Origin of the sequence: Marimonas arenosa (genome assembly GCF_030848945.1) — a bacterium.
GTDB classification, from domain to species: Bacteria; Pseudomonadota; Alphaproteobacteria; order Rhodobacterales; family Rhodobacteraceae; genus Marimonas; species Marimonas arenosa.
Genome location: NZ_JANHAX010000006.1, coordinates 136,731 through 159,247 on the forward strand (window position 1 = coordinate 136,731; position 22,517 = coordinate 159,247).

Genomic DNA, 22,517 nt, shown 5'->3' on the forward strand with positions numbered 1-22,517 from the left:
ATCATTGTTGTCCTTGCGCGCTTATAAATATACTAATGAACATGTTAAATATGTAAATAGGGGAAATCATGCGCATTGCCATCCTGATGTCCAACACTGACGAGAGCGACTTTGCCCAGGCTCATCCCAAGGACGGCGAGAAGTGGCGCGCTCGACTTATGCCACTCTGCCCAGACTGCGAGTTTCCGGTTTATTCAGTAAAGGACGGACACTTTCCAGAGCATGTCTCCGGGTATGACGGAGTCATCGTCACCGGCAGCCCCGCCTCGGTTCACGATCTCGACCCGTGGCTGCCCCGCCTCTTTTCCTTGATCCGCGAAGCATTCGAGGCCGGCGTGCCGCTGTTTGGCGCCTGTTTCGGCCACCAAGCCATTGCATTGGCGCTTGGCGGCGCGGTGTCGAACAACCCCGGGGGCTGGGTTTTTGGCACCATTCAGACCGAGGTTACGGCCCCCGCGCCGTGGATGGACGGCGGACCGGTCCGCCAGTACGCCGCGCATATCGAACAGGTCACGCGCCTGCCTCGTGGCGCCACGGTGACCATGGCCAATGCGGGCTGCCCGGTGGGTGGCTTCGTGATCGGTCGAAAGGTTTTTACCACCCAGTATCACCCCGAGATGAACTCGGAGTTCATCGCAGCGCTAATCGAGGAACTCGCCGATCAGAAGCCGCCCGAGGTGATCGCAGCCGCCCGCGCCTCGCTCTCAGAGCGCGCCGACAACGCAAAGTTCGCACGCTGGATCATGGAGTTTTTCCGCCAGGAAGCAGGATAATGCGCGCGCTCAATCGAGCGCAGCAAGCAGGTCCATCGCCGTGACCTGATCGAATTGTACATGCTCGGTCATGAACGCCTCGGCGTCTGGCGCCTTGCGCGCACGGATTAGTTCCAGCAGCGCCCGATGGTCGCCGGCAGACGCCGAAATGGCACCGGCGTAGCGATAGCGGGCTCGATAATACGCCAGCAGCTTTCGGGCGTTGGTCTTGATCATATCCAGCAGGAAAGGGTTGCCGGCCGCCAGAGCGACAGCTTCGTGGAATCTGAGATTAAGCTGATAATAGCGATCGGGATCGCTGTCGCCCTCGTCCGCCGCGTGACGTTCACAATCCGAGACGATGCGTTCCAGTTCCGCGATGTCTTTTGGTCCATGTCGGCGCGCCGCCAACCCCGCAGCCTGGCCCTCGAGCTTGGCATGGACTTCGAGGATCGCCAGAAACTCCTCAAGCGTCGGCTTGAACAAAACCGCCCCCTTGCGAGGTTGCCGATCCACCAGCCCCATGGCTTCGAGCCTGAGAATGGCTTCGCGTAATGGGGTCCGAGAGACACCGTATGCGTCAATCAGGGTTTTTTCTTCGATCGGATCGCCCGGGTTCAATTCGCCAAGGTCGATGCCCTCGAGGATCCGCTTGACGATCATGTCGGTCTGACCTGCCATGCCGGAACTATGCCGTTACCGGGTGGAAATGCAAACCTTGTCGCCATGGAGTTGGAGATCCCTGGTTTGACGGACACGTTTCAACTGATGAAGGAGAATGTTCTTCATGCCGAAAACGGGAAACGCGTATCCCGCTTCACCCAGAGAGCAACAGGTGGCGCGGGTGCGAGCCAAGCGCAGCGTCGAAAGCTTGGGCAGGAGTATAAACCTGCGCCGCGACTATCCATGAATGGGTCAAGCAGGCTGCCGCTGTTTGGTGCGCATTCAGGAAATGTCCGCGACCATTGTGAAAAGTCCGCCTTCCTCCGTCACGGACAGTGAGCAGATGCTTGCTTCAGCAGCGAAGCTATATGGCGCCGCTGGATCGGACCGCGACGTTCGGGATCACGAGTTCAATACCATAGATCCTGGTATTACCGCATTGGATCAAGCTGCCTGTCGAATATTGGGAGTGACCGTGTCAATCAACTCAGTGTGCAGGGCACGGATCGCAGCAGCCAGCGCATCGCGCTCGACCAGGAATTGCACGTCGACATTGCGCGGCCCCTGGCTTGCACCGACGATGTCGATCCCGGCCGCAGCAATCGCTGCTAACCCGCGCGGCAGGACGGAAAGCCCGCGTAAATCGCGCCCGATCACCGACACCATAGAAAGCCGACGGCTGGTGATTTCGGCCGACGGGTAGCGCCCGGCGAGATCGCGTTCGACCCTGCGCATGGTTTTCAGCGACGTGTCCAGGTAATGCGTGATCGTATTGGCATTCGAGACTTTCGAAACGATCCGCACGTCGTGACGGGCGAGCACGTCGAGGATGGTGGCATCATAGCCTTTGACTCCAACCATGTCCTGCTCGAACAGCTCCAGCGAAACGACTTCGAGCCCGGTGACGATTTCTGTGGCAGGCGTCTGCGCGGGCTGGTCGTCAATCAATGTGCCGGGATCGTCGGGATCGAAGGCATTTGTAACGCGCAGCGGCACGTCGGCTTGACGCAGCGTTTTGGCCGCTTTGGGGTGAATCGCCTCCATTCCCATGTTTGAGAGTTGGTCCGCCACGTCGTAATTTGTCCGCCCGAGTTTGCGCACCGCACCTTCGCCGACGAGCTTTGGATCGCAGGAGGAAAGGTGAAACTCCTTGTGGATGATCGCCTCGCGGGCTTGCGTGAGAGCCGCAAGCCTCGAGAAGGTTACCTCGGAATAGCCGCGGTCGAATTCACCCATCAAGCCCTCGGCGCATTGGGCGTAGCCGGTAACGATCGGCATTTCGGAGGCCGGGTCGACCGCCTCGAAAGCCTTGAAAATGCGCTCTTCGAGCGTCACGTCGCCCTCGTCGCGCCAGCCGGAGAGGTCGACAAATCGTGCGTTCACCCCGGCACGCTGCAACAGCAAGGTGGTGACCAAAGCGGAATGCGCCTCGCCTAGCCCTGAAAGCAATTCCCGGGTCTGACCCATATGCTCGGCCAGCCGGAAATGGCCGTAGGAGCAGAGACGCTGCAGGTCGATCAGGCAACCGCGCGCCCCGTGCAGTCGTTCTTCGACAAAGGCGTCGGCCTGTTGCAGATCCCCGGGATGGTCGAGCACGCGGGTATGGACGTCTTTCATCGCCTCGGCCACACGGTCGAGCTGATCATGCCAGCCGTGATCGGTATCATCATTGGCAAAGCTGGCATAAACGCCCGGCTGTCCCGATTTCTTGTGTTCGAGCAGAAGATCGGTGATGCCGCTAAAAGCCGAGACGACGAAAATCCGGCCGTATAGATCGGCGCCCTCGCGCTCGCCGATGAAAAGCGTATCGCGCAGCTCATCGGCACGGGATATCGATGTCCCGCCAATTTTCTCGACAGTGTGGGTCATGTCAGGCTTCCTCAGCCACTGCATAGGAGCCGTCTTCGCGGTGCACCTCGTTGCCGGTCACGGGCGGATTGAAACAGCAGGCCATGACCAGTTCCTCCTCGGCGCGCAGCGTGTGACGGTCGTTTTGATCGAGCGCATACATCACGCCGGGCGCGATCTTGTGGGTCTCGCCCGTGGCCAGATCGGTGATCGAGCCCTTGCCTTTCATGCAATAGACGCTCTCGAAATGGTTCTTGTACTCGAACGTGTGCTCGGAACCTTCCTCGAGAAAGGTGATGTGGAATGAAAACCCCATTCCATCATCGTCCAGCAGCATTCGCACGCTCGTCCATTGCGCGTCCGAGACCACCCGGTCGCGGTCGTCATTGATGATCTTGTTGAAGTCTCTTACGATCATGTCGGTTACTCCGCCGCAATTTTTGCCGTGCCGGCCAGCGCGTCGCGCGTGGCATCGAGCAGGATGTTGAACCCCTTGCGGAAGGTCTGTTCCGGGGTCGTGAGCGGAGCAAGTACCTTGACCACCTGATCCTCGTTGCCCGAGGTTTCGATCACCAGTCCCTTTTCATAGGCCCGCGCGCAGATGTCGGCGGCCAGTTCTCCCGAACCGACATCGACGCCCTGCATCAGACCACGGCCCTTGATTTCACCCTCGGGCACGATGGCTGCGAGATCGGCCAGCGCGTCGTGGATCAGGTCGGCCTTTCGGGCCAGCGCCTTCTCGAAAGCGTCGTCCGCCCAGTACTTCTCGATCGCCACGCGGGCGGTGACAAAAGCATGGGTATTGCCGCGGAACGTGCCGTTGTGCTCGGCCGGGCCGAGCAGGTCGTGTTCGGGGCGCACCAAGAGCATGGCCATCGGCAGACCGAAACCTGACAGCGATTTCGCCAGGGTGACGATATCGGGCGTCACACCCATCTCCTCGAACGAGAAGTAGGTGCCGGTGCGCCCGCACCCGGCCTGGATATCGTCGATGATCAGGAGGGCGCCGTGATCCTTAGCAAGCCGTGCGATGCGCTTGACCCACGCGGCGCGCGCGGCGTTCAGACCGCCTTCGCCCTGCACTGTTTCCAAGATGATGGCGGCAGGCGCGTCGATGCCCCCGGACTTGTCCTCGAGCATGGCTTCGAGGAAATCAGCCGTATCGACTGAGCCCGCGAAATAACCGTCATACGGCATTCGCGTCACGCCGTTGAGCGTCATGCCCGCCCCGCCGCGGTGATAGCTGTTGCCGGTGGCGGCCAGCGCCCCGGCGGTCACGCCGTGAAAACCGTTGGTGAAGGCGATGATGTTGGTGCGACCGGTGGCCTTGCGGGCGAGCTTCATCGCTGCCTCGACAGCGTTGGCGCCGGTCGGACCGGTGAACATGACGCGGTGATCCATGCCGCGCGGTTTCAGGATATGGCGCTCGAAGGCTTCGAGAAACGCCCCCTTGGCATCGGTGTGCAGGTCGAGCCCATGCGCGATACCGTCGCCCGAGATATGTTCGATCAGCGCCGCTTTCATGTCGGGATCGTTGTGGCCGTAGTTCAGCGAGGAGCAGCCGGCGAGAAAATCGATCCAGCTGCGGCCATTTTCGTCGAAGAGTTCCGAGCCACGCGCTTTGGCGAACGTCGCGGGCATGCCGCGGCAGTAGGACCGCGCCTCGCTTTCACGGCGTTCGAAGATATTGGAATTCTCGGTCATGTCCTTGGGCATGAGACGTCCTTTCAGGGAAAAATGTAGGGGAGCCGGGCGGAAGTGCGCTACGGATCAGGCCGCGCGCGCCAGGGTGGTCACCGTCGGCAGGGTGATCGTCACCATGTGCTCGGTATCGTGGCGGCCTTCGAAATGGGCCTCGCGCTCGAAATGCGGCTCGTCGTCTAACCGGCCGCCGATGGCGCGAGCAAAGCCGCGGAAGAGCGACCAGGAAGCGGCATTGTCTTGCGTTATGGTCGTCTTGAGGTGGGTCGCGTCGCCGCATGCGTCACGCTGGATGAGCTCTTGTAGCATGGTTTTTCCCAGCCCAAGCCCGCGCGCCGTTGGGCTCACGGCCACTTGCCAGACGAACAATTCTTCCCGGTCGGGGATCATGTGGCCGGAGACCCACCCCACGATGTCACCGTCGATTTCGGCCACGACGCATGTATCGCGGAAGTGATCGGCCTGCACCAGATTGCAGTACATGGAATTCTCATCAAGCGGCTTGCAGTCTTTCACAAGCGCCCAGATGTCCGCTCCGTCCGTCGCATCGGGTTTGCGCAGACGGAGCTTGCGCATTCGAGGGGTGTCACTGTCTTTCGGCATTGGCTCTTTCCTCATGTCTTCTTTGGTAAGCTAAGTATTAGGTTGCGGTTTATGTTTCAATATCTAAAGTACATAAAGTGCAAAATGGTCGCATTTCCGCCGATATATCAGATATCGCGAGCGGAATAATCATTAGCTTTCCTAAAAATCTTTCCAGGTTTAATTAAGTATTATGAAGTATCCACTGGCGCTTTCTGTGATTGATGCACCTCGCGGCTTGGTGCAAAGATAATTTCATGACGATGAAGCCGCGCGACCGAACAGATGACAGCCTGATTGCCCTGCGCCGTATTCTGCGTGCGACCGAGCTTTATGCTCGCGATCTCGCCCACGCCGTCGGTTTGACGCCGGCGCAGCTCCGGGTGCTGCAAATCGTCGACGAACGCGGCAGCGTTACGCCCAAGGCGCTGGCTAGCCAGATGGGCGTGAGCCAAGCCACGGTCACGGCGCTGGTCGACAAGCTGGTGGCGCAGAGGCTCGTTGAGCGGGTTCAGTCAGAAAGCGACCGGCGCCAGACCAACGTGGTAGCGACGCCGCAAGGCCACGGCAGGCTCGAAGATGCCCCCGACGCTTTGCAGCAGCGCTATGTCCGCGCCTTCGCCAAGCTGGCCGACTGGGAGCAGGCGCAGTTGGTATCCTCACTGGAGCGGGTGGCCGACATGATGGACGCGCAGAAACTCGATGCCGCGCCGGTTTTGACAACGGGAGATATCAAGGGCGGACGGAAAGGCAGCCACGATCTTCAGGAAAATTGAAGACCCCGCTCTTGGTCGAACCCTGATGACAAGGTCAGGCTTTGTGTAGATCGCCCACAAATTCGATGCGCTATTCGTGACCTCTCCGGGCATAGGCCCCATGTGGCGAACTGCGGCTCGACATCTTGCACCAATGGTGAACCGCAAGTTTGAGCCGTCGCCAACGGTTGCTGAGCGAGCGCACGGCGGTCGACGCTGTGGCGCCGCAAGTCGGTTCTGAGCCCAGAACCTGGATTGCGCTCAACTGATCCGCCCCGCCTGAGTTGAGCCGGCTGCCAACCGGCACCAGGCTCTTCACGGGTACGTTAATCAAGTTGGTCGAATGGAACCACGGCGCCTTGTGCATCCGCCCACCCAGGCCTTTCTCCCGGATGTCGGCATCGCCCAAGATCGTGGGAAAGTTTTTCCACCCCCAGCCGACGACCTTGAGATATGTGAAGTCGGTTTTCCGAGTCGTCCAACAGAAGTCCTTGATGACCTTCTCGCCGTGGCTCCCTCGCGCACCGGGTTTCTGTCCTAGCTTCACTCCTTTGCGGTTACGATGAGCCACAAACCCTCTCTTATCAAATCAGCCTAAACTGTCCCATTGGTGCTGACGTCAGACAGTCACGCAGTACTAGGCTGTTGCCGACCCTCACCAATGGGTCGAGGTCGAGCGTCACGCTGCCCGTTGGCCCGGAAAGGGTCCAGCGTGTCAGGTGATCCGCCAGCAGGAAGCCGACAACGTTGTGGTCCGTTAACTCTTCGGGATGCCGTGGCGCCCCGGCTCGCTCCAGATAGGTTGGCGCAGAAAAGACGCATTGCCGCACGGTGCCGATCTTTCGCGCCACCAGCGCTGAGTCCGGCATCGCCGCCCGAATGCGGATGGAGAGATCGAACCCGCCCTCGACCATGTCCACAACCCGGTCGTCCATCGACAGCGTGAGGCGGAGATCCGGGTAGGTCTCGAGAAAGGCCGGCAGGAAAGGCGCGATGACCATCTGGCCGAACGAGCTCGACGCATTGACCCTCAGATGGCCGCGCACGGCGCTGGCGCCCTCGCGGATGCGGTTCTCCACATTCGTGACGGCATCGAGGATGCCGAGTGCTTCTTCGTAGTAGAGCCGGCCGGCATCGGTAAGAGACATGGACCGCGTCGTTCGCGTGAGAAGCGTGCTCCCGAGGCTATCTTCGAGCAACTTGATCTCACGGCTCTGTAACGCCGGCGAAACGCCAAGATCCTCTGCCGCGCGCGCGAAGCTGCCGCGTTCGACGATGCGACGGAAGGCCTGCAAAACGGATAGCTTGTCCATCTTGACGCAATCTCGGTCGTGTTCGCCCGTGACCCGGCTTGGGGGTCGCGTTTCTGATGGATAGCACGAATTGCATCAAGCAGCGAAGTGCTTGATGCGTTAGACTCTTGCGGAACAGCATCGAAGACGGGAACCGTTGCGACCCTTTGAAATACTCCCTCACCGCGCACCAAACGTGGCTCTCGGTGCGGCAAGCCATTACCCTGCGCAGTAAGGTTCTGCCTGTTGGCGTGGCGCTCCCGGCTTGCCGGTCTTGTGCAGCGGCGAGACGAATGGGACGCCGTCGGCGCTCTTCTCCTCCGCCGAGCGCTGTTTGCGCATCGCCTGGCGAGAATGCTGGCGAAACCGACAGCCACGCCCGGCGACTTTCAAAAATACTATCCTTCTGTTCAATTCCGGTCGCTTTCAGCTTTAGCGATGAGTTTCCGGACCCAGCGCGCCGCAAGCCAAGTCGCAGGAATTCCGAGCGGGATCGACCAGTAAAGCGCTGTCAGCGGCGTCATTGCCGGCAGACCCAGCGATTGCCCCGCCAACCCAAGCATGAAGAGGTTGACGGCTACAGCGGCGGCGACAAACGGGTAGAGAACCACGAACAATCGAATGTCTCTTGCACAAGGGCCAGTTTTGCTCATGCCACTCTCCTATCCCGCCCGGCTCGTTCGAGAGGCAAAGCAACAAGGCCGACCAGACCGGAATACCTGATGAAAGATGGAACACCCGCCCCGGAGAAGCCGGCTTGGGTCAGCGCCTCGGGAGCTTCATGTTTGACATGGCCACCCCCGGCAGCGAAAAACGGCACGCAGATCGCCGGCCCGTCGATGCCGGTCATATCCCTCAGTAAAGGTAATTCTTTGACGTAGCCGAGGTGGAAGCAACGCGTCAGCAGTTGTCGTTTCAGGGCAACAGAGAACTGTCGGACTGCATCACTGCTTTCAGGGCATCGCGGGCTGCCGTCGGCCGCGAGCAGGACCGCCGTCTCCTCTGCGTCGAGCCCACCCAACGGTCGGATCTTAAGAAGCATGTCGCGACTATGAGCTGGTAGCCCCGGATCGCATCCCAGCGGTACAAGGATTTTTCCTGTGTCGGGACCGAGACGGTTTGGCAGGCACATATCCACGAACCAACCGGGCGCCCGGCAAAAAGGGAAGATCAGTGACCGCTCGAGCCCGGCCTTCGCCCGTTCAATTGCCCCGGGTGCGGCCAGCGTGGCGCCGTACACTGCCCACCCCCGGAGCGAGGCAAACACCTGTGCGGCCAGACCGTACAGGGTCGTTTCCATGGCGCCTGAATCAGAGGGTTTGCCAGCGGCATCGATCAGAGCATGGTGATCAGTGACTTGTGCCATCGGAAAACGTGATCTTGTTCCAGACGTTGTATTTACCCGAGGGTTTGCGCATCGGCAGGCGTGTGACCTCTTCAAGGGTTTTCGCATCATAGACGATCACCGCCCCATCATCCTCCCAGATCGAGACGAGCGCATGGCTGCCATCGCGGGTAAACTCGATATGCGCGACCGTTTTGTCTGGGGCAGGATCGAGCGTTCGAACGATGTCGAGGCTGTCTTTGTCAATGATGTGCATCTTGTCCCGATGTGGGCCGAAGAAGACATCGGCCCAGACGAATCGCGTGTTTTCGTGACTGCGCAGAAAGAACCCCGGACCCATTGTTTCAATCGTCTTGACCAGTGACCAGTCTTTCGTGTCGATCACCGAAAGCCGTCCTTCGCGTAGGTGCGGCGTGGCCATCACCTTGCGTCCCTTGCTTTCCCAGCTGATCCCGGACCCAAGGTGCGGCATGCCCGGCAGAGGCAGCTCGGCGATCTCTCGCCCGACAATCAGGTTCACCACCACGCCCTTGTCGCCGCCACGGTTGGTCCCGATCAGGTTGCGGTAATCGGGGGTGAAAAAGAAATCATCCAGCGGCTCCGTCACCTTTATTCGACGGCGCGCGAATAGGCCCTCTTCTGCCGCAAGAGACTCTTCCATACCCTTCTCGTAGCTGTGCACGAACCCGTCATAGAACGGTCCGGCGTCTTCCGTCGTTGCGATCTCCCAGATCTCGGGCGCGTCCTTGAGCGCCAGGATGAAGCTTTCGCGTTGGGGGGCTTGGTAAACCGCCGAGACGCGGCTCTCGTTACCATCGACCGCGGTGACCGTACGGGCTTGGACAACGGACAGATCAGCGGTCGACAGGATCGTGAACGTATGCGGCAGGTAGTTCGCAACCGCCAGCCATTTACCGTCATGGCTGATGGCGATGTTGCGCGAATTCAGCCCCGCGCGCACGCGGCCCACTTCCTGCAGGCTCCAGATATCGTATTTCTGTACCCAGCCGTCGCGCGACATGACGAATACGAAACGCCCGTCGGGAGAAAACTTTGGCCCGCCATGCACGGCATAGGGCGTAGCGAACCGGTCCAGCACCTCGAAGGTATCGCCGTCAAGCACGCTGATGTGATGATCGCCTGTCTCCACGACTAGCGTGACGTTCATCGGGTCGCCCGTGAAGACCGGGGCCGCTGCCGCGACATAGTCGTCGCGCAAATCACGCGTAGCGTCGATCTCAGCTTTACGCCAATCGGGTGTCACATCGAGCGGTTGCGAGACATAGGCGGCGACCGCGGCGATTTCGGTTTCGGACAAGGTGGCGGAAAACGCGGGCATCTGCGTAGCAACCCGGCCGTTGGCGATCACCGCCTCGAGCTGGTCGCCGCGCAGCCGGCGCAGGGATTCCGGGATCAGTGCTGGCCCGGTTCCGCCCAAGCGGCTTTCGGCATGACAGGACGCGCAGAGATCATTGTAGATCATCTGCCCATCGGGGTCGGCGCGCACCGGGCCGGCAAGGGCGATGGCGATTGCCGCGATTTCAGAAAAAGCGATGTGCCGGATCATGGCTCTTGCCTCGAAAGGGGGTCACTTTAAGCCGATCGGCGAATTCTTCGTCATCTAGCCCGATCTCGGCATTGGAAAGATAGCATGCCGGATCCTCTGCCCAGGGGTCGCCTGAGACCTGTAAGGCGCGGATCCGGGTATTGCCGCCGCACACCTGCTTGAACGTGCAGGCGCGACAGCGGCCTTTCAAGGGCCGGGGGCGCTGGCGCAGGGTGGCAAGCATCGGGTCATCGCCGGTCCACAACGCCGAGAACGTTGCCTGCTTCACGTTGCCCACCGTATAATCGGACCAGTAGGTGTCGGGATGGACCTGACCGAGCGGGTCGATATTCGCAACGCCCAGCCCCGAGGAGTTTCCACCCCAAGCCTCGAGATGGGCCTCAACGTGGGCGGCGCGCTGCTCATCGAAGTTGCGGCGCACCCAGTTCAGGAAATAGACCGCGTCGGCATCGTTGTTACCGGTCACAATTTCCGACGGTTTGCCCTCGGCCACGGCCGACCAGGCGCGGTCAATCAGGGTGTCCATCGCATGCCGTGTGCGGGCATGCTCGGCATCGTCGCCGCGGTGCTTGTCGCCGCGGCCCGCGTAGACGAGATGCGACAGGTAGAACTTGTCTACTCCTTCACTGTCGCACAGGTCGAGCATGTCATCTAGCATGTGGGCATTGTCCCCGGTGATGGTAAAGCGCAGACCGACTTTCACGTCTCGTTTCTTGCATTCGCGCAGCCCGTGCAGAGCGGCGACATAGGCGCCGTCGACGCCGCGGAACCAGTCGTTCTTGGCACCGACGCCATCGATGGAAATTCCGACATAATCGAAGCCGAGGTCGGCCACACGTTCGGCGGCGCTGTCTATGATCTTCGTGCCGTTCGTGGAAAGCGCGAGATAGCGGAAATCCAGGGCCCTTGCGTATTCGGCGAGGTCGAAGAAATCGGGCCGGGACATCGGCTCGCCGCCCGACAGGATGAGAGCGGGAATTCCGAAATTCTTCAGGTCCTTCATCACCCCCTTGGCCTGATCAGTCGAAAGCTCGCCGGGGAAACTCACATCGGCCGAGGTGGTGTAGCAATGCCGGCAGCGCAGGTTGCAGCGCCGGGTCAGGTTCCAGATCACGACCGGTTTCACCGGTCCGGCTCCGCGGCGGTGGCGGATCGGGGTCGGTTCGACCAGTTCGCGCATGTACTGGGTGAGGCGGAACATCAGGAAGCTTCCTTTCTGAGGCGCACACCGGTCTTTTTCAGGATGCGCGTGGAATAGAGAATATCTTTGCCCCGGCAGGCCGAGCCCAAAAGCTTTTGGATCTCGGCGCGATGGGCCTCGACCTCGTCACGGTTTGCGCCGTGGATCATCGCGAACAGATTGTAGGGCCAGTCCGGCAAAGCGCGCGGACGCAGATAACAATGCGTTACAAACTCGAGCGCGCCCACCTGCGCTCCCAGCTTCTCAGCCATTTCGTCGGCCACGTCCCAAACACTCATGCCGTTGGCGGTCATCCCCAGCGCATAATGGTTCGGCGCCGCCGCGATGCGGCGGATGATGCCCTTTTCCTGCATCGCGGCGACGCGCGCGATCACTTCGTCCTCGCCCAGTCCGATCCAACTGCCGACAACCGCAAACGGCCGGGGCGTCAGCGGCAGGCCACCCTGCGTGGCGGTCAGGATCTTGCGGTCTGTTGCGTCGATGCTCATGCGGAAACCCGGAAGCCAATGAAAAACTCTTTCAGTTTCGGAAAGCGCAGCACCGTGACCCCGGTTTCCCGCTCGATCCGATCCGCCACCCGGGTGATTTCGCCTTCGCTTTCACAGGCTAGAACGAACCACATGTTCAGGCGGTGGACGCGTTCATAATTGTGCGCAACCTCTTCATGCGCATTGACCAAAGTCAGGACCGTTTCGAAACGATCTTCCGGCACTTCCATCGCGCAGAGGCAAAACGCCCCGCCCATCGCCGCCGCGTCGATAAAGGGGCCAAAACGCGTCAGGGCCCCGATGCCGCGCAACCGCTCGGTCCGGGTCAAAACTTCGTTTTCACTCAGGCCCATTTCCGCGCCGAGCGCGGCATAGGGGTTTTGCGTGATGGCGATCCCTTCCTGCAGCCGGTTGATCAGAGCTCGGTCGGTGTCATCAAGTGCGTCAGGCGGGAGCGGTGTCCGGCGCATGTCAGACCCGCCCCTCCGACCGGTCTTCGAGCTGAGCTCCGGTCTGTTTAAAACAACGGGTTGAGAACAGCACCCGGTGGTCGGCCCCGGCAAGTTCCGGCAACGCCGCAGCGCGCGCGAGAACGGTGAGGGCATCCGGACGCGAGCGGGCGTGGATCATCGAGAAAAGCCCATACGGCCAGACGCCCGGTACGGTGTCACGTTGATAACACAGGGTGACTCCGGGCACCCGGGCAAGCTTTTTGCCCGCGGCCTCGATTAGCGATTCAGGCAGGTTCCAGACAACCATCGCGTTGGAACTCCAGCCCACGGCGCGATGGCGGACAATGACGCCTATCCGGGTGATAAGCCGTGCATCGCACAGGGCACGGATCCGCGCGATCAGTGCGGATTCCCCAAGACCAAGCTGGCTGGCCAGCGCGGCAAAAGGACGAGGCACCAACGCCAGTCCGCGGGAAAGCCCATGCAGAATCGGACGATCGCTTTCGCGCAGCACCGAAAGATCTGCATCCGTCGTGGAGCAAGGCCGCGCGGTGCGGCCGCGCAGGGAAAACCCCAGGTCGATATTGAATGGTCGTTTCAGACGCAGATCGAGCAGCGGCAAACCGCTTCGCGTCTTGATCCGCGCAAGCGATCGGTTCAGCGCGACGGCGTCGGGAGCCGTTGCCACGAACCACAGGTTCCAGTCGTGTTCGCGCAGGTACGAATGGTTTACCCCATCCTCCTGCCCGACCAGCGCCGCAACGTCGTCGATCTTGTCCTCCGGCACCGCCAATGCCGCCAACGTCGAAGCCCCGGCCGTATTGGGCCGCACCGTCGCGCCCACCCGGGTGACTGCGCCCCCACTCTGCAGCGCCTTGAGGCGGTCAATGACCTCGTCCTCGCCAATGCCGATACGTCTTGCCATTTCGGCAAATGGACGCGGAACCAAGGGAAAGTCGCGCTGGAAATCGTCCAGAAGCGATTGATCGATGGTATGAAGACGGTCCAGCATGTGCTCAAAGTCCCGGCTGATGCGCTCGGGCGGTAAAGAAGATACCCGAAGGCGCCTGCGCCTCGATTTCGCCCTTCTTCTCGAACGAGCGGGTATCATAGACGAGCACCTTGTTGTCGTCGCGAACAGACACCCAGACCTCGGCCCCACGCGGTGCAAATTCCATGTGGAGCACAGCCTTGCCGGGCTCGAGCGTTTTCACCACTTCGTGCGTGCGGCTGTCGACCACCTGCACGACCCCGTTGCGCGGGGTGGCAAAGTTGACCCAGACATAAGGCGACGCTGGCTGCGCGATGATGAACACGGGTTGACCATGCATCGCCGTGCGACCTTTTTCCTCAAGCGTTTCGCGATCGACCCAGAGCAGCTCGTGCTGGCCCACGGCGGGCAATACGAACTGCCCCTCGGTAAAGGCCCAGCCCTGCAGGTGGGGCATCTTGTAGACGGGCATGTCCTCTTCTTTCTTGCCATAATCTTTCAGGAAGCGGACGGGTTTAGGCTCCTTGTCCCAAAGGTCGATTGCGGTGACGCCCTTCTCACCGAACAGCCCGATCAGGTAGGTATGCGCGTCATCGGTCACCACGGCGTCGAACGGGTTGGTGCCGATATGGCCCAGATCGGTGATCACCGGCCCCTCGCCGGAAAAATCGCCCAGGTAGGCATGGCCCGTATCCCAGACCGCCCAGATGAAACGGCGGCCGGGCAGATCGGCAAGGCCAATGGTTTTACCCGCAGCCGGAATATCGGCCACGAGTTCGAGCGTTTCCGCGTCGAAAACCTTCACCCCACCGGGCGAGTAATTCGACACCGCTACCAATTCACCGTCATCCGAGATCGCCCCGCCGATGGAGTTGCCGGCCTGGATGGTACGCCCAACGACCAGACGTTCCAGCAGGTCGACTTTAGTCAACCCGCCATCGCGTCCGAACACATAGGCAAAGCGTTCGTCGGGCGAGTAAGTCAGTGAGGCATGGCTGAGATCGCCAAGCCCTTCGATCCGGGCCAGGGCTGAACGTTCGGAGCGATCGATCAGAAGGACCGAGCCAGTGGCCCGCTCCACGACCAGACCAAGATCTCCGGTAGCGCAGCACGGGCTGTCTGCGACAGCGGGAGCGGCGAACAGCGCAAGTGCAACGACAAGATGTTTCATGGTTCCACCTTCAGAAGGTAATCAGCGATCCACAGCGCTTCCTCTTCGGTCAGAAGGGGGCGCCAGGGCGGCATGGCCGTTTCCGGCACACCATCAAGGATGATGAGGGCAAGTCCCTCGGGTTCTGCATGGGAAAGCGCCCCGGGCGTCAGCGGGCTGCCCAGCCCCCCCTTGCGGGTCAGCCCGTGACATGACCCGCAATCCTGAATCACGATGTGCTCCAACTCGGCGGCGCGCGGGGCAGGAATTTCGCCTGAAGCCGGGGCTGCGGCCATCACCGCAAGGGCGGCAATGGCTGCGAGCCTAAGCATAACGCACCGCCTTTGCCGGTTGCGCCGCATCGCACAGCGAAACGACGCGACCGATGATGAACAGAACCGGCGCCGCGGGGCTGGTGGCAGCCACCTCGGCGGCAATCCCGCCCAGGGTGGAAACGATGCGCTTTTCGCGCGGCGTGGTGGCAGCGGAAACCGCCATCACCGGCGTCTGTGATGGCAGCTTCTGGCGCATCAGCTCGAACGCGATCTCGGCGATGTTGGCGGTCCCCATGTACACGACAAGCGTCGTGTCGGGATCGGCCAGGCTTTGCCAATCAAGATCAAGCCGCGCATCGCTGGCACGGTGCCCGGTAACATAGCGCACCCCGGCGGCCAGCCCGCGATGGGTCAGTGGCACGCCTGTCGATGCGGCGGCACCCTGGGCCGAGGTGATCCCGGGAACGTATTCGAATGGAATGCCGGCGCCGGCCAGTTCGGCCGCTTCTTCGCTGCCGCGTCCGAAAATCAGGGGATCGCCACCTTTGAGACGCACGACGCGCAAGCCCTGTGTGGCCAGCTTTGCGAGAAGCGCGTTGATCCGGTCCTGCGGAAGAGTGTGATTGCCCGCCGCCTTGCCTGCGTTGATCAAGCGCGTTCCATCAGGGATCAGCGCCATGATCTCGGGCGAGACCAGCCGGTCAAAAACCACCACATCGGCAGCCCGCAGGAGTCGCAACGCCTTGACGGTCAACAGGTCGGGATCGCCGGGACCCGCGCCGATGAGGAAGACTTTGCCAAGGCTTGAATCTTTCATGAGTCTGGCCTCGTGAGACGGCTTGACGAAAGCGAAACGCGGACGGGGCGAGGGAGAGCCCCGTCCGCAAGGGCGCATCAGTAGACGTCGCCGCGGGTATTGAAGACGTTGAACTTGCCGGTCGGCGTGATCAGGCGCGGGTCCTTGATCACCTGTTTCAACTCAAGCGTCTTGTCGTCGACCACCACAATGGCCGATTCCTTGTCCTTGGCGTTCCAGACCGAGAACCACACTTCGGTGCCCTGCTTGTTGAACTCGGGCTGCACGACGCGCGGCTGGCCTTCGGCGATCCCGGCCCATTCGCCGATCGGCAGAACGGTGTATTCGGGATCTTCACCGGCCTTCATGTCGCTGATCTTGAACACTGCCACCGAGGCCGAGGTTTCGGCATCCGGGTTCAACGGCGCATCGACATAGAGGTTGTCCGAATTCGGGTGGGTCTTGATGAAGAGCGACCCGCCGCCCAGCGCCTCGAAGGTCTGTACAGTTTTCCACGCCTGGTCGGGGTGGCCTTCTGGATCGGTACCGATCAGCGCAACGCTTTCGTCACCGAGGTGCGAAGTGGCCCAGACTGGACCCAGTTCGGGATGCACGAAGTTGGCACCGCGGCCCGGGTGCGGAGTGGCCCCGCCGGTTTCGATCAGCGCAGTCAGCTTGTCTTCCTTGGTGTCCACGACCGCAATCTTGCCGCGGGCGTTGGCCGCCACGAGGAAGTAGCGCTTGGTGCTGTCGAACCCGCCGTCATGCAGGAAACGTTCGGCTTCGATCTCGATGGTTTTCAGGTTCTTCAGGTCGGTATAGTCGACCAGAAGGATCTTGCCGGTTTCCTTGACGTTGATGATGAATTCCGGGTTGTAGTGCGACGCCACGATCGAGGCCACGCGCGGTTCCGGGTGATAGCTCTGTTCATCATAGATGTTGCCGCGGGTCGAGACGATTTTCTTCGGCTCCAGCGTGTTGCCATCCATGATCACGTATTGCGGCGGCCAGTACGACCCGGCAACGGCAAGCTTGTCTTCCCACCCCTTGAACTTCGAGGTCTCGATCGAGCGCGCTTCCGAGCCGACCTTGAGCTGCGCCACCGTGGCGGGGGTTTCCATCCACAGATCGATCATGTTGATCAGCGCGTCACGCCCGATGGTAAAGACATAGCGCCCCGAGGCCGAAATCCGGCTGATATGCACCGCGTAACCGGTGTTGATCACGGCGCGGATTTCATAGGTGTTGCCGTCGATCAGCGCCACCTCACCCGAATCGCGCAGCGTCACCGACATCAGGTTGTCGAGATCGATGTCGTTCATCTGCTCGGTCGGGCGGTCTTCGGGCGCCACAAGCACTTTCCAGGTTTCCATCATCTCGGCCATGCCGAACTCGGGCGGCGCAGGCGGCTCAAGCAGCAGGTAGCGCGCCATCAGGTCGATATCTTCATCGGTCATCTCTCCGGACGTGCCCCAGTTGGGCATGCCGGCGGGCGAGCCGTAGGTGATGAAGCTGTGCAGGTAGTCATAGCCGTTTTCACGGGTGATATCGGTGGTCAGCGGTTTCCCGGTGGCCCCCTTGCGCAACACGCCGTGGCAGCCGGCGCAGCGTTCGAAATAGATCTTGGTGCCGCGCTGGAATTCGTCCTGCGACATGACCGGATCGCCCTCTCTACGGCCAGGGATTTCGACCTGGATCTGTCCGAGCGTGGTCATCGACGGTTCATAGGCCGCGGCGGGGCCGTCGGCATGTTCCTTGGGTTTTTCCTGAGCCACGACCGGCTGTGCGATCAGGGCGAGAGCAACAGCAGCGCTGGACAGCAGCGCGCGCCTTGCCGGAATGGTGAGGATGTTCATAAGATTCTCTCCGTTGAGCTGGTGAGGCCTGCATCAAGGGTGACAAATCGGGCGAGGCTCTGCCTTGACTATTGTTAAGGCGACTGCGGCCACCGGACGGCAAGGTCGTTTTCGGGAAGAAAACCGGGCCTTTCGCGATGCGCATTCTCCTTGCAACTCTGATGCTGATTGCCGGTCTCTGGACCTTGGCTACGCCGGTCCCGGTATTTGCCCAGCATGGCGCGCCGGTTGATTTCAAGGCACCGATCGCTCCGGATCAGAACGTGGCCGCCGAATTGATGGGCGTTCAGACGCCTGTCGTTGTCACCCGGCAGGACGACGGCGTTCCAGGTTGGGAAATCGCCAAGGATGGAACGGTTCTCGGATACATTGGCTCGACCTGGGAAATCGCCAACTCGGTCGGCTACTCGGGGCGCCCGTTGGAAGTCCTGGTCGGCATCGACACGAAGGGCAAAATCAGCGCGGCACGGCTCGTCCGTCACAACGAACCGATTCTGACTCTGGGCATTTCGGACGCGGATATCGCCGCTTATGTCGATGGCTTTGCAGGATACGACCTGACGCAGGTTTCCAGCGGCAAGCAAACCGCCCTTCCCGACGTGATCAGTCGCGCCACGGTTTCGACCGGGGTGATCCGCGATGGCATCTTGCGCACCGCACGCACGCTTGCCGCCGGCCGGGGCGTGATCGCAGCCAAGGCCGGCATCGACCGGCTGAGCTACGAACCGCTGGACTGGCCCGCCCTGCTTGCCGCGGGCGCGCTGGCCGAGGCTCACACCAGCATGACCGATGCATCCGCAGCCTTTGCCGGCGCCAAGGTGCCGGTGCCGCCAGGCGAAGACGATTTCTTGCGGTTTTGGGCGGGGCTCGTGGACACGCCCACAGTTGGCCAGAACCTTCTGGGTCAGCAGGAATTCACGCGTGCCATCGGCAATCTCGGCCCCGACGAAACCTCGCTGATCGTCATTGGCCGCGGCCTGTATTCCCACCGCGGTACCGCGTGGCGGCGCAGCGGCACGTTCGATCGCATTGTGGTGCTTCAAGACGATCTGCGCTGGCACCCCACGGCCGACAGCTACCACATGGTCAAGCGCCTGCTGGTCGACGGCGCGCCCGAGGTGAAAGAAATCAGCCTCTTCCGATTGCCCTCCACGTTCGACCCGCTTGATCCCTTGCGCATCGAGATCACCGCCACACGTCCCTCCGAGAACGACACCCGGTCGATGACCATCGGCACCGACTATCGCCTGCCCGAAGCCTTCCGCACCGCGCCACCACCCGAAGAGCGACCGCTCTGGCAGGTCAACTGGATGCAAAAGCAAATCCAGGTCGGAATTGTCGCAACGATGCTGGCGGTGCTGTGGCTGATTTTCTTCGCCCAGGAATGGATCGTGCGCCGCCCACGGCTCTGGCGTGGGGTGCGTCTGACATTTCTTACCATCACCCTTTTCGTGCTCGGCTGGGGGCTCAATGCACAGCTTTCGGTTGTGCAGGTTGTGGCTTTCATCCATTCGCTGCTCAGCGGCTTCCGATGGGAGACCTTTCTGATCGAACCCCTGATCTTTCTGCTGTGGGGTTTCGTGGCGCTCGGGCTGCTGTTCTGGGGGCGCGGCGTTTATTGCGGCTGGCTGTGCCCGTTCGGCGCGCTGCAGGAACTTTTAAACGCATTGGCCGTCAGGCTGGGGATCAAGCAGATCGCCGTGCCTCGCGCCCTGCACGAACGGTTCTGGGTCCTGAAATACACCGCCTTCGTCGCCATTCTCGCACTTTCCTTCTATTCGATGCGTGACGCGCTGATCGTGGCCGAGGTCGAACCGTTCAAAACCGCCATCTCGCTGAGGATGATGCGCGCCTGGCCCTTCGTACTGTTCGTTCTGGCGCTGCTGGCGGCAAGCCTCTTCATCGAACGGTTCTATTGCCGCTATCTCTGCCCGTTGGGAGCTGGGCTGGCCATTCCAGCCAAACTCAAGATTTTCGACTGGCTGCACCGTCGTCCGCAATGCGGGCGCGAATGCCGGATGTGCGAAACCCGCTGCACTGTCGGCGCCATCGACGAGGTGGGCCGGATAAACCCCAATGAATGCGTGCTCTGCCTGCGTTGTCAGGTGATCATGCTCGACCCTACGCAATGCAACGTCCTGAAACGTCGCGCCCGCGGAGCGGCGCCATCGTCCGGAGACGCGACATGACCGGTTTTCAGCGCCTCCTCACCGCCGGCTACCGCGTCTTTTTCCTGGCCGCCGGGCTGTTCGCCGTCTTCGCGATGATCGTCTGGGAAGGCTGGCTGGGCATCCATGCCGCCGGCGGCATGGTCAGCGACATGCCCTTCGCCATGGCGCCGCATATCTGGCACGCGCACGAGCTGATCTTCGGCTATGCCGCCGCCGCCATCGCCGGCTTCCTGATGACCGCCGCGCCCTCCTGGGTCGGCAGCGAGGCGGCGCGCACCCGGTTCTTCGCGCTGGCCTCAGGCGTTTGGCTGGCGGGGCGGCTGGCGGTCTGGTTCTCGGGCAGCTTGCCCGCCGGGCTGGTGATGGCGCTCGATCTTTCTTTTTTACCGGTGATCGGCGCGAAAGTGGCCGTGCTGCTGCTGAAACGCCCGAAGCCGCGGCAGATGGTTTTCCTGGTAGTGCTGGCCGTCTTCTTTACCGCCAACCTGATGGTGCATCTGGAATGGGCCGGGCTGACCGCCGATACCGCCTATGGCGGCCTGCGCGCCGGGCTTGTGACGCTAAGCGCGCTGATCATGGTCCTGGGCGGCCGGGTGACACCCGCCTTCACACGCAACGCCATGCTTCGCACGGGTCGTGAAACCGGTCTCCCCCGCGATCCGCTGCCGCTGGCGGTCGCCGCAATTGCGGCGGCGCTTGCCTTGCCGGTCCTGACGATGGCGGGTCTCGACGGGCCCGTCTTTGCCGGTGTCGCCATGATTGCCGGGCTTTCCGGGCTGGCAAGGCTGACGGGTTGGCGCGGGGTCTGGACGCTGAACCAACCGATCCTGTGGTCGCTGCATCTGGGCTACGCGATGAACGCCGCCGGGCTGATTGCGCTGGGACTGGCGGCTCTGGGACTGGGCTCCGAGATCGCGGCGCTTCACCTCCTGGGCATTGGCGCGGTGGGCGGCATGACGCTGGCGGTGATGTCGCGCGCGGCGCTTGGTCATTCCGGCCGGCCGCTGGTGGCACCGGGGCCGCTGGCGCTTGCCTATGCGCTGTTGCCGCTGGCCGCGGTGGCCCGCTCCGCCGCGTCGGAATGGCCGGCGCTTTATTATCCCGGAGTGCTGACCGCGGGTGGTTTGTGGGCCCTCGCCTTTACCCTCTATCTGGCCGAGCTCTGGCCGTTGTTCACCGGCCCGCGGATGGATGCCGGGAAGGAGACCAAATGATGCTGACCCGTCGGCGCTTCCTGACCATCGCAGCGGCGTCTGTCGCCTGTCCGGCTGGCGCCACCCCGTCCGAATGGCGCGGGCGAGCCCTCGGGGCGGATGTCACTCTACGTCTTGCCGGCGCGGCCGACCCGGCCGGACGGATCTGGCGCAAGGTGGCCAACGCTCTTCGGCAGATCGAGGCACGGTTCTCGCTTTTCGCCGACTCCGAGCTGACGCGCCTGAATGCGCATGGCCGCCTTGGCTCACCGTCGCCTGAAACGCAGGCGCTGATCCGCCTTGCGGGCGAGGTCCATCACGCCACCCACGGCGTTTTCGACCCTACCGTGCAACCACTCTGGCGGGCCATCGCCCAGGGCGAGGATCCTTCGAACGCGCGGTCCCTGGCAGGCTGGGACAAGCTTCGGCTTTCCGAACGCGAAATCTCTCTCGGTCCGGGTATGGCGCTCACGTTCAACGGCATAGCCCAAGGCTTTGCTGCCGACACGCTGGCTGCACTGATGCTGGCCCACGGGTTTACCGATGTCCTCATTGACGCGGGTGAAATCCAAGCGGTGGGCCGTCACGGCCGGGATGATTGGCAGGTGGGTATGTCCTCGCCGGAGGGAAATATCCTGCGCCGCGTCGCTTTGCGCGACCGGGCGCTGGCCACGTCATCCCCTGCAGGGACCAGAATCGGGTCAGGCATGCCGCATATCCTGCATCCGGATGGCCGTCCGGTGATTTGGCAGACGGTCTCTGTCTCGGCCAGTTCGGCGGCTTTGGCGGACGCCCTGTCGACTGCGTTTTGCCTGATGCGACAACCGGAAATCGAGAGCGCGCTGGCACACTTCCCGGACGCTCGCGTCGAATATCTAGGCTGATGACCCGCGAAATCCGACGGGCGATTGACTTTGGTTAAGGATATTTCCCGCCGCCCGTCACACAAAAAACCTACACGACATGCAACGGGAAGGATAAGCGCTATGCGTGAAGTCATGACCAAGAGCATGGCCCGCAACATCTTCTATGGCGGTTCCCTGTTCTTCATTCTCATATTCCTGGCCCTTTCGGCCCACTCTCACAAGTATATCCGAACCACCTCGACCGACGCGGCGGCTCTGACCGACAGCGTGGCTGCGGGCAAACACCTGTGGGAGAAACACGCCTGCATCAATTGTCACACGATTCTGGGTGAAGGCGCCTATTTCGCGCCCGAGCTCGCCAACGTGATGACACGTTGGGGCGTCGCCGACGATCCGGAAGCCGCTTTCGACAGCCTCAAGGGATGGATGGAGTCCATGCCCACGGGCATCGAGGGCCGCCGGCAGATGCCGAATTTCAACCTGTCAGACGAAGAATACCGCGAGCTCGCGGACTTCCTGCTCTGGGTCAACACGATCCGCGCGCAGGACTGGCCGCCGAACGACGCAGGCTAA

23 protein-coding genes are annotated in these 22,517 nt (G+C 61.7%); 6 read left to right on the plus strand and 17 right to left on the minus strand.

Annotated features, from left to right (window positions below; genetic code table 11):
- Window positions 1-68: 68 nt before the first annotated feature.
- The gene (locus NO357_RS17700) at window positions 69-773 is read left to right on the plus strand and encodes a type 1 glutamine amidotransferase (RefSeq protein WP_306737057.1); all 705 of its coding nucleotides are present in this window, start codon (window positions 69-71) and stop codon (window positions 771-773) included.
- 9 nt (window positions 774-782) lie between these two features.
- Here NO357_RS17700 and NO357_RS17705 read toward each other — a convergent pair whose 3' ends face one another.
- The 5 genes from NO357_RS17705 to ectA form a co-directional block, all read right to left on the minus strand.
- The gene (locus tag NO357_RS17705) at window positions 783-1,433 is read right to left on the minus strand and encodes a GntR family transcriptional regulator (protein ID WP_306737058.1); all 651 of its coding nucleotides are present in this window, start codon (window positions 1,431-1,433) and stop codon (window positions 783-785) included.
- A gap of 426 nt (window positions 1,434-1,859) precedes the next feature.
- Complete coding sequence (locus NO357_RS17710; RefSeq protein ID WP_306737059.1) at window positions 1,860-3,284, minus strand: aspartate kinase; 1,425 nt, start codon at window positions 3,282-3,284, stop codon at window positions 1,860-1,862.
- A gap of 1 nt (window position 3,285) precedes the next feature.
- Window positions 3,286-3,681, minus strand: a complete 396-nt coding sequence (locus NO357_RS17715; RefSeq protein ID WP_306737060.1) for an ectoine synthase — start codon at window positions 3,679-3,681, stop codon at window positions 3,286-3,288.
- A gap of 5 nt (window positions 3,682-3,686) precedes the next feature.
- Window positions 3,687-4,979, minus strand: coding sequence for a diaminobutyrate--2-oxoglutarate transaminase (gene ectB / locus NO357_RS17720; protein WP_306737061.1), 1,293 nt, complete (start codon window positions 4,977-4,979; stop codon window positions 3,687-3,689).
- A 54-nt stretch (window positions 4,980-5,033) separates the two neighbouring features.
- Window positions 5,034-5,567: a diaminobutyrate acetyltransferase gene (gene ectA / locus NO357_RS17725; protein ID WP_306737062.1), complete on the minus strand. Its 534-nt coding sequence runs from the start codon at window positions 5,565-5,567 to the stop codon at window positions 5,034-5,036.
- 236 nt (window positions 5,568-5,803) lie between these two features.
- Between ectA and NO357_RS17730 the strand changes: the two genes are divergently transcribed.
- On the plus strand, window positions 5,804-6,322 hold the full coding sequence (locus tag NO357_RS17730; protein ID WP_306737063.1) for a MarR family winged helix-turn-helix transcriptional regulator: 519 nt from the start codon (window positions 5,804-5,806) through the stop codon (window positions 6,320-6,322).
- A gap of 563 nt (window positions 6,323-6,885) precedes the next feature.
- Here the strand turns inward: NO357_RS17730 and NO357_RS17735 are convergent.
- From NO357_RS17735 to NO357_RS17790, 12 genes are all read right to left on the minus strand, one after another.
- The gene (locus NO357_RS17735) at window positions 6,886-7,614 is read right to left on the minus strand and encodes a LysR family transcriptional regulator (RefSeq protein WP_306737065.1); all 729 of its coding nucleotides are present in this window, start codon (window positions 7,612-7,614) and stop codon (window positions 6,886-6,888) included.
- A 389-nt stretch (window positions 7,615-8,003) separates the two neighbouring features.
- Window positions 8,004-8,246, minus strand: coding sequence for a hypothetical protein (locus tag NO357_RS17740; protein ID WP_306737066.1), 243 nt, complete (start codon window positions 8,244-8,246; stop codon window positions 8,004-8,006).
- Complete coding sequence (locus tag NO357_RS17745; protein WP_306737067.1) at window positions 8,243-8,959, minus strand: cobalamin biosynthesis protein CbiX; 717 nt, start codon at window positions 8,957-8,959, stop codon at window positions 8,243-8,245. Before NO357_RS17745 ends, NO357_RS17740 begins: the two co-directional genes overlap by 4 nt.
- Entirely contained in the window at window positions 8,943-10,505 is a 1,563-nt protein-coding gene (locus NO357_RS17750) for a nitrite reductase (RefSeq protein ID WP_306737068.1), read from the minus strand. Before NO357_RS17750 ends, NO357_RS17745 begins: the two co-directional genes overlap by 17 nt.
- Entirely contained in the window at window positions 10,480-11,706 is a 1,227-nt protein-coding gene (gene nirJ / locus NO357_RS17755) for a heme d1 biosynthesis radical SAM protein NirJ (RefSeq protein WP_306737069.1), read from the minus strand. Before nirJ ends, NO357_RS17750 begins: the two co-directional genes overlap by 26 nt.
- The gene (ahbB, locus tag NO357_RS17760) at window positions 11,706-12,194 is read right to left on the minus strand and encodes a siroheme decarboxylase subunit beta (protein WP_306737070.1); all 489 of its coding nucleotides are present in this window, start codon (window positions 12,192-12,194) and stop codon (window positions 11,706-11,708) included. The genes nirJ and ahbB (NO357_RS17760) overlap by 1 nt, the downstream gene beginning before the upstream one ends.
- Window positions 12,191-12,664, minus strand: a complete 474-nt coding sequence (locus NO357_RS17765) for an Lrp/AsnC family transcriptional regulator (protein WP_306737071.1) — start codon at window positions 12,662-12,664, stop codon at window positions 12,191-12,193. The genes ahbB (NO357_RS17760) and NO357_RS17765 overlap by 4 nt, the downstream gene beginning before the upstream one ends.
- 1 nt (window position 12,665) lies before the next feature.
- Window positions 12,666-13,658: a siroheme decarboxylase subunit beta gene (gene ahbB / locus NO357_RS17770; RefSeq protein ID WP_306737072.1), complete on the minus strand. Its 993-nt coding sequence runs from the start codon at window positions 13,656-13,658 to the stop codon at window positions 12,666-12,668.
- Window positions 13,659-13,662: 4 nt separating this feature from the next.
- The gene (locus NO357_RS17775) at window positions 13,663-14,808 is read right to left on the minus strand and encodes a cytochrome D1 domain-containing protein (protein WP_306737073.1); all 1,146 of its coding nucleotides are present in this window, start codon (window positions 14,806-14,808) and stop codon (window positions 13,663-13,665) included.
- A complete protein-coding gene (locus tag NO357_RS17780) occupies window positions 14,805-15,119 on the minus strand; it encodes a c-type cytochrome (protein ID WP_306737074.1) in 315 nt (104 codons plus the stop codon). The genes NO357_RS17775 and NO357_RS17780 overlap by 4 nt, the downstream gene beginning before the upstream one ends.
- Window positions 15,112-15,879 (minus strand): uroporphyrinogen-III C-methyltransferase, encoded by a 768-nt coding sequence (cobA, locus tag NO357_RS17785; RefSeq protein WP_306737075.1) that lies wholly within the window; start codon window positions 15,877-15,879, stop codon window positions 15,112-15,114. Before cobA ends, NO357_RS17780 begins: the two co-directional genes overlap by 8 nt.
- Window positions 15,880-15,956: 77 nt before the next feature.
- Window positions 15,957-17,714 carry a nitrite reductase gene (locus tag NO357_RS17790; RefSeq protein ID WP_306737076.1) on the minus strand — a complete coding sequence of 586 codons (1,758 nt, stop codon included), beginning with the start codon at window positions 17,712-17,714 and terminating at the stop codon, window positions 15,957-15,959.
- A 137-nt stretch (window positions 17,715-17,851) separates the two neighbouring features.
- Between NO357_RS17790 and NO357_RS17795 the strand changes: the two genes are divergently transcribed.
- The 4 genes from NO357_RS17795 (at window position 17,852) to NO357_RS17810 (ending at window position 22,517) form a co-directional block, all read left to right on the plus strand.
- Window positions 17,852-19,903, plus strand: coding sequence for a NosR/NirI family protein (locus tag NO357_RS17795; protein ID WP_306737077.1), 2,052 nt, complete (start codon window positions 17,852-17,854; stop codon window positions 19,901-19,903).
- The gene (locus NO357_RS17800; RefSeq protein ID WP_306737078.1) at window positions 19,900-21,099 is read left to right on the plus strand and encodes an NnrS family protein; all 1,200 of its coding nucleotides are present in this window, start codon (window positions 19,900-19,902) and stop codon (window positions 21,097-21,099) included. The genes NO357_RS17795 and NO357_RS17800 overlap by 4 nt, the downstream gene beginning before the upstream one ends.
- A complete protein-coding gene (locus tag NO357_RS17805; protein WP_306737079.1) occupies window positions 21,096-21,962 on the plus strand; it encodes an FAD:protein FMN transferase in 867 nt (288 codons plus the stop codon). The genes NO357_RS17800 and NO357_RS17805 overlap by 4 nt, the downstream gene beginning before the upstream one ends.
- Window positions 21,963-22,064: 102 nt before the next feature.
- Window positions 22,065-22,517, plus strand: coding sequence for a c-type cytochrome (locus NO357_RS17810; RefSeq protein ID WP_306737080.1), 453 nt, complete (start codon window positions 22,065-22,067; stop codon window positions 22,515-22,517).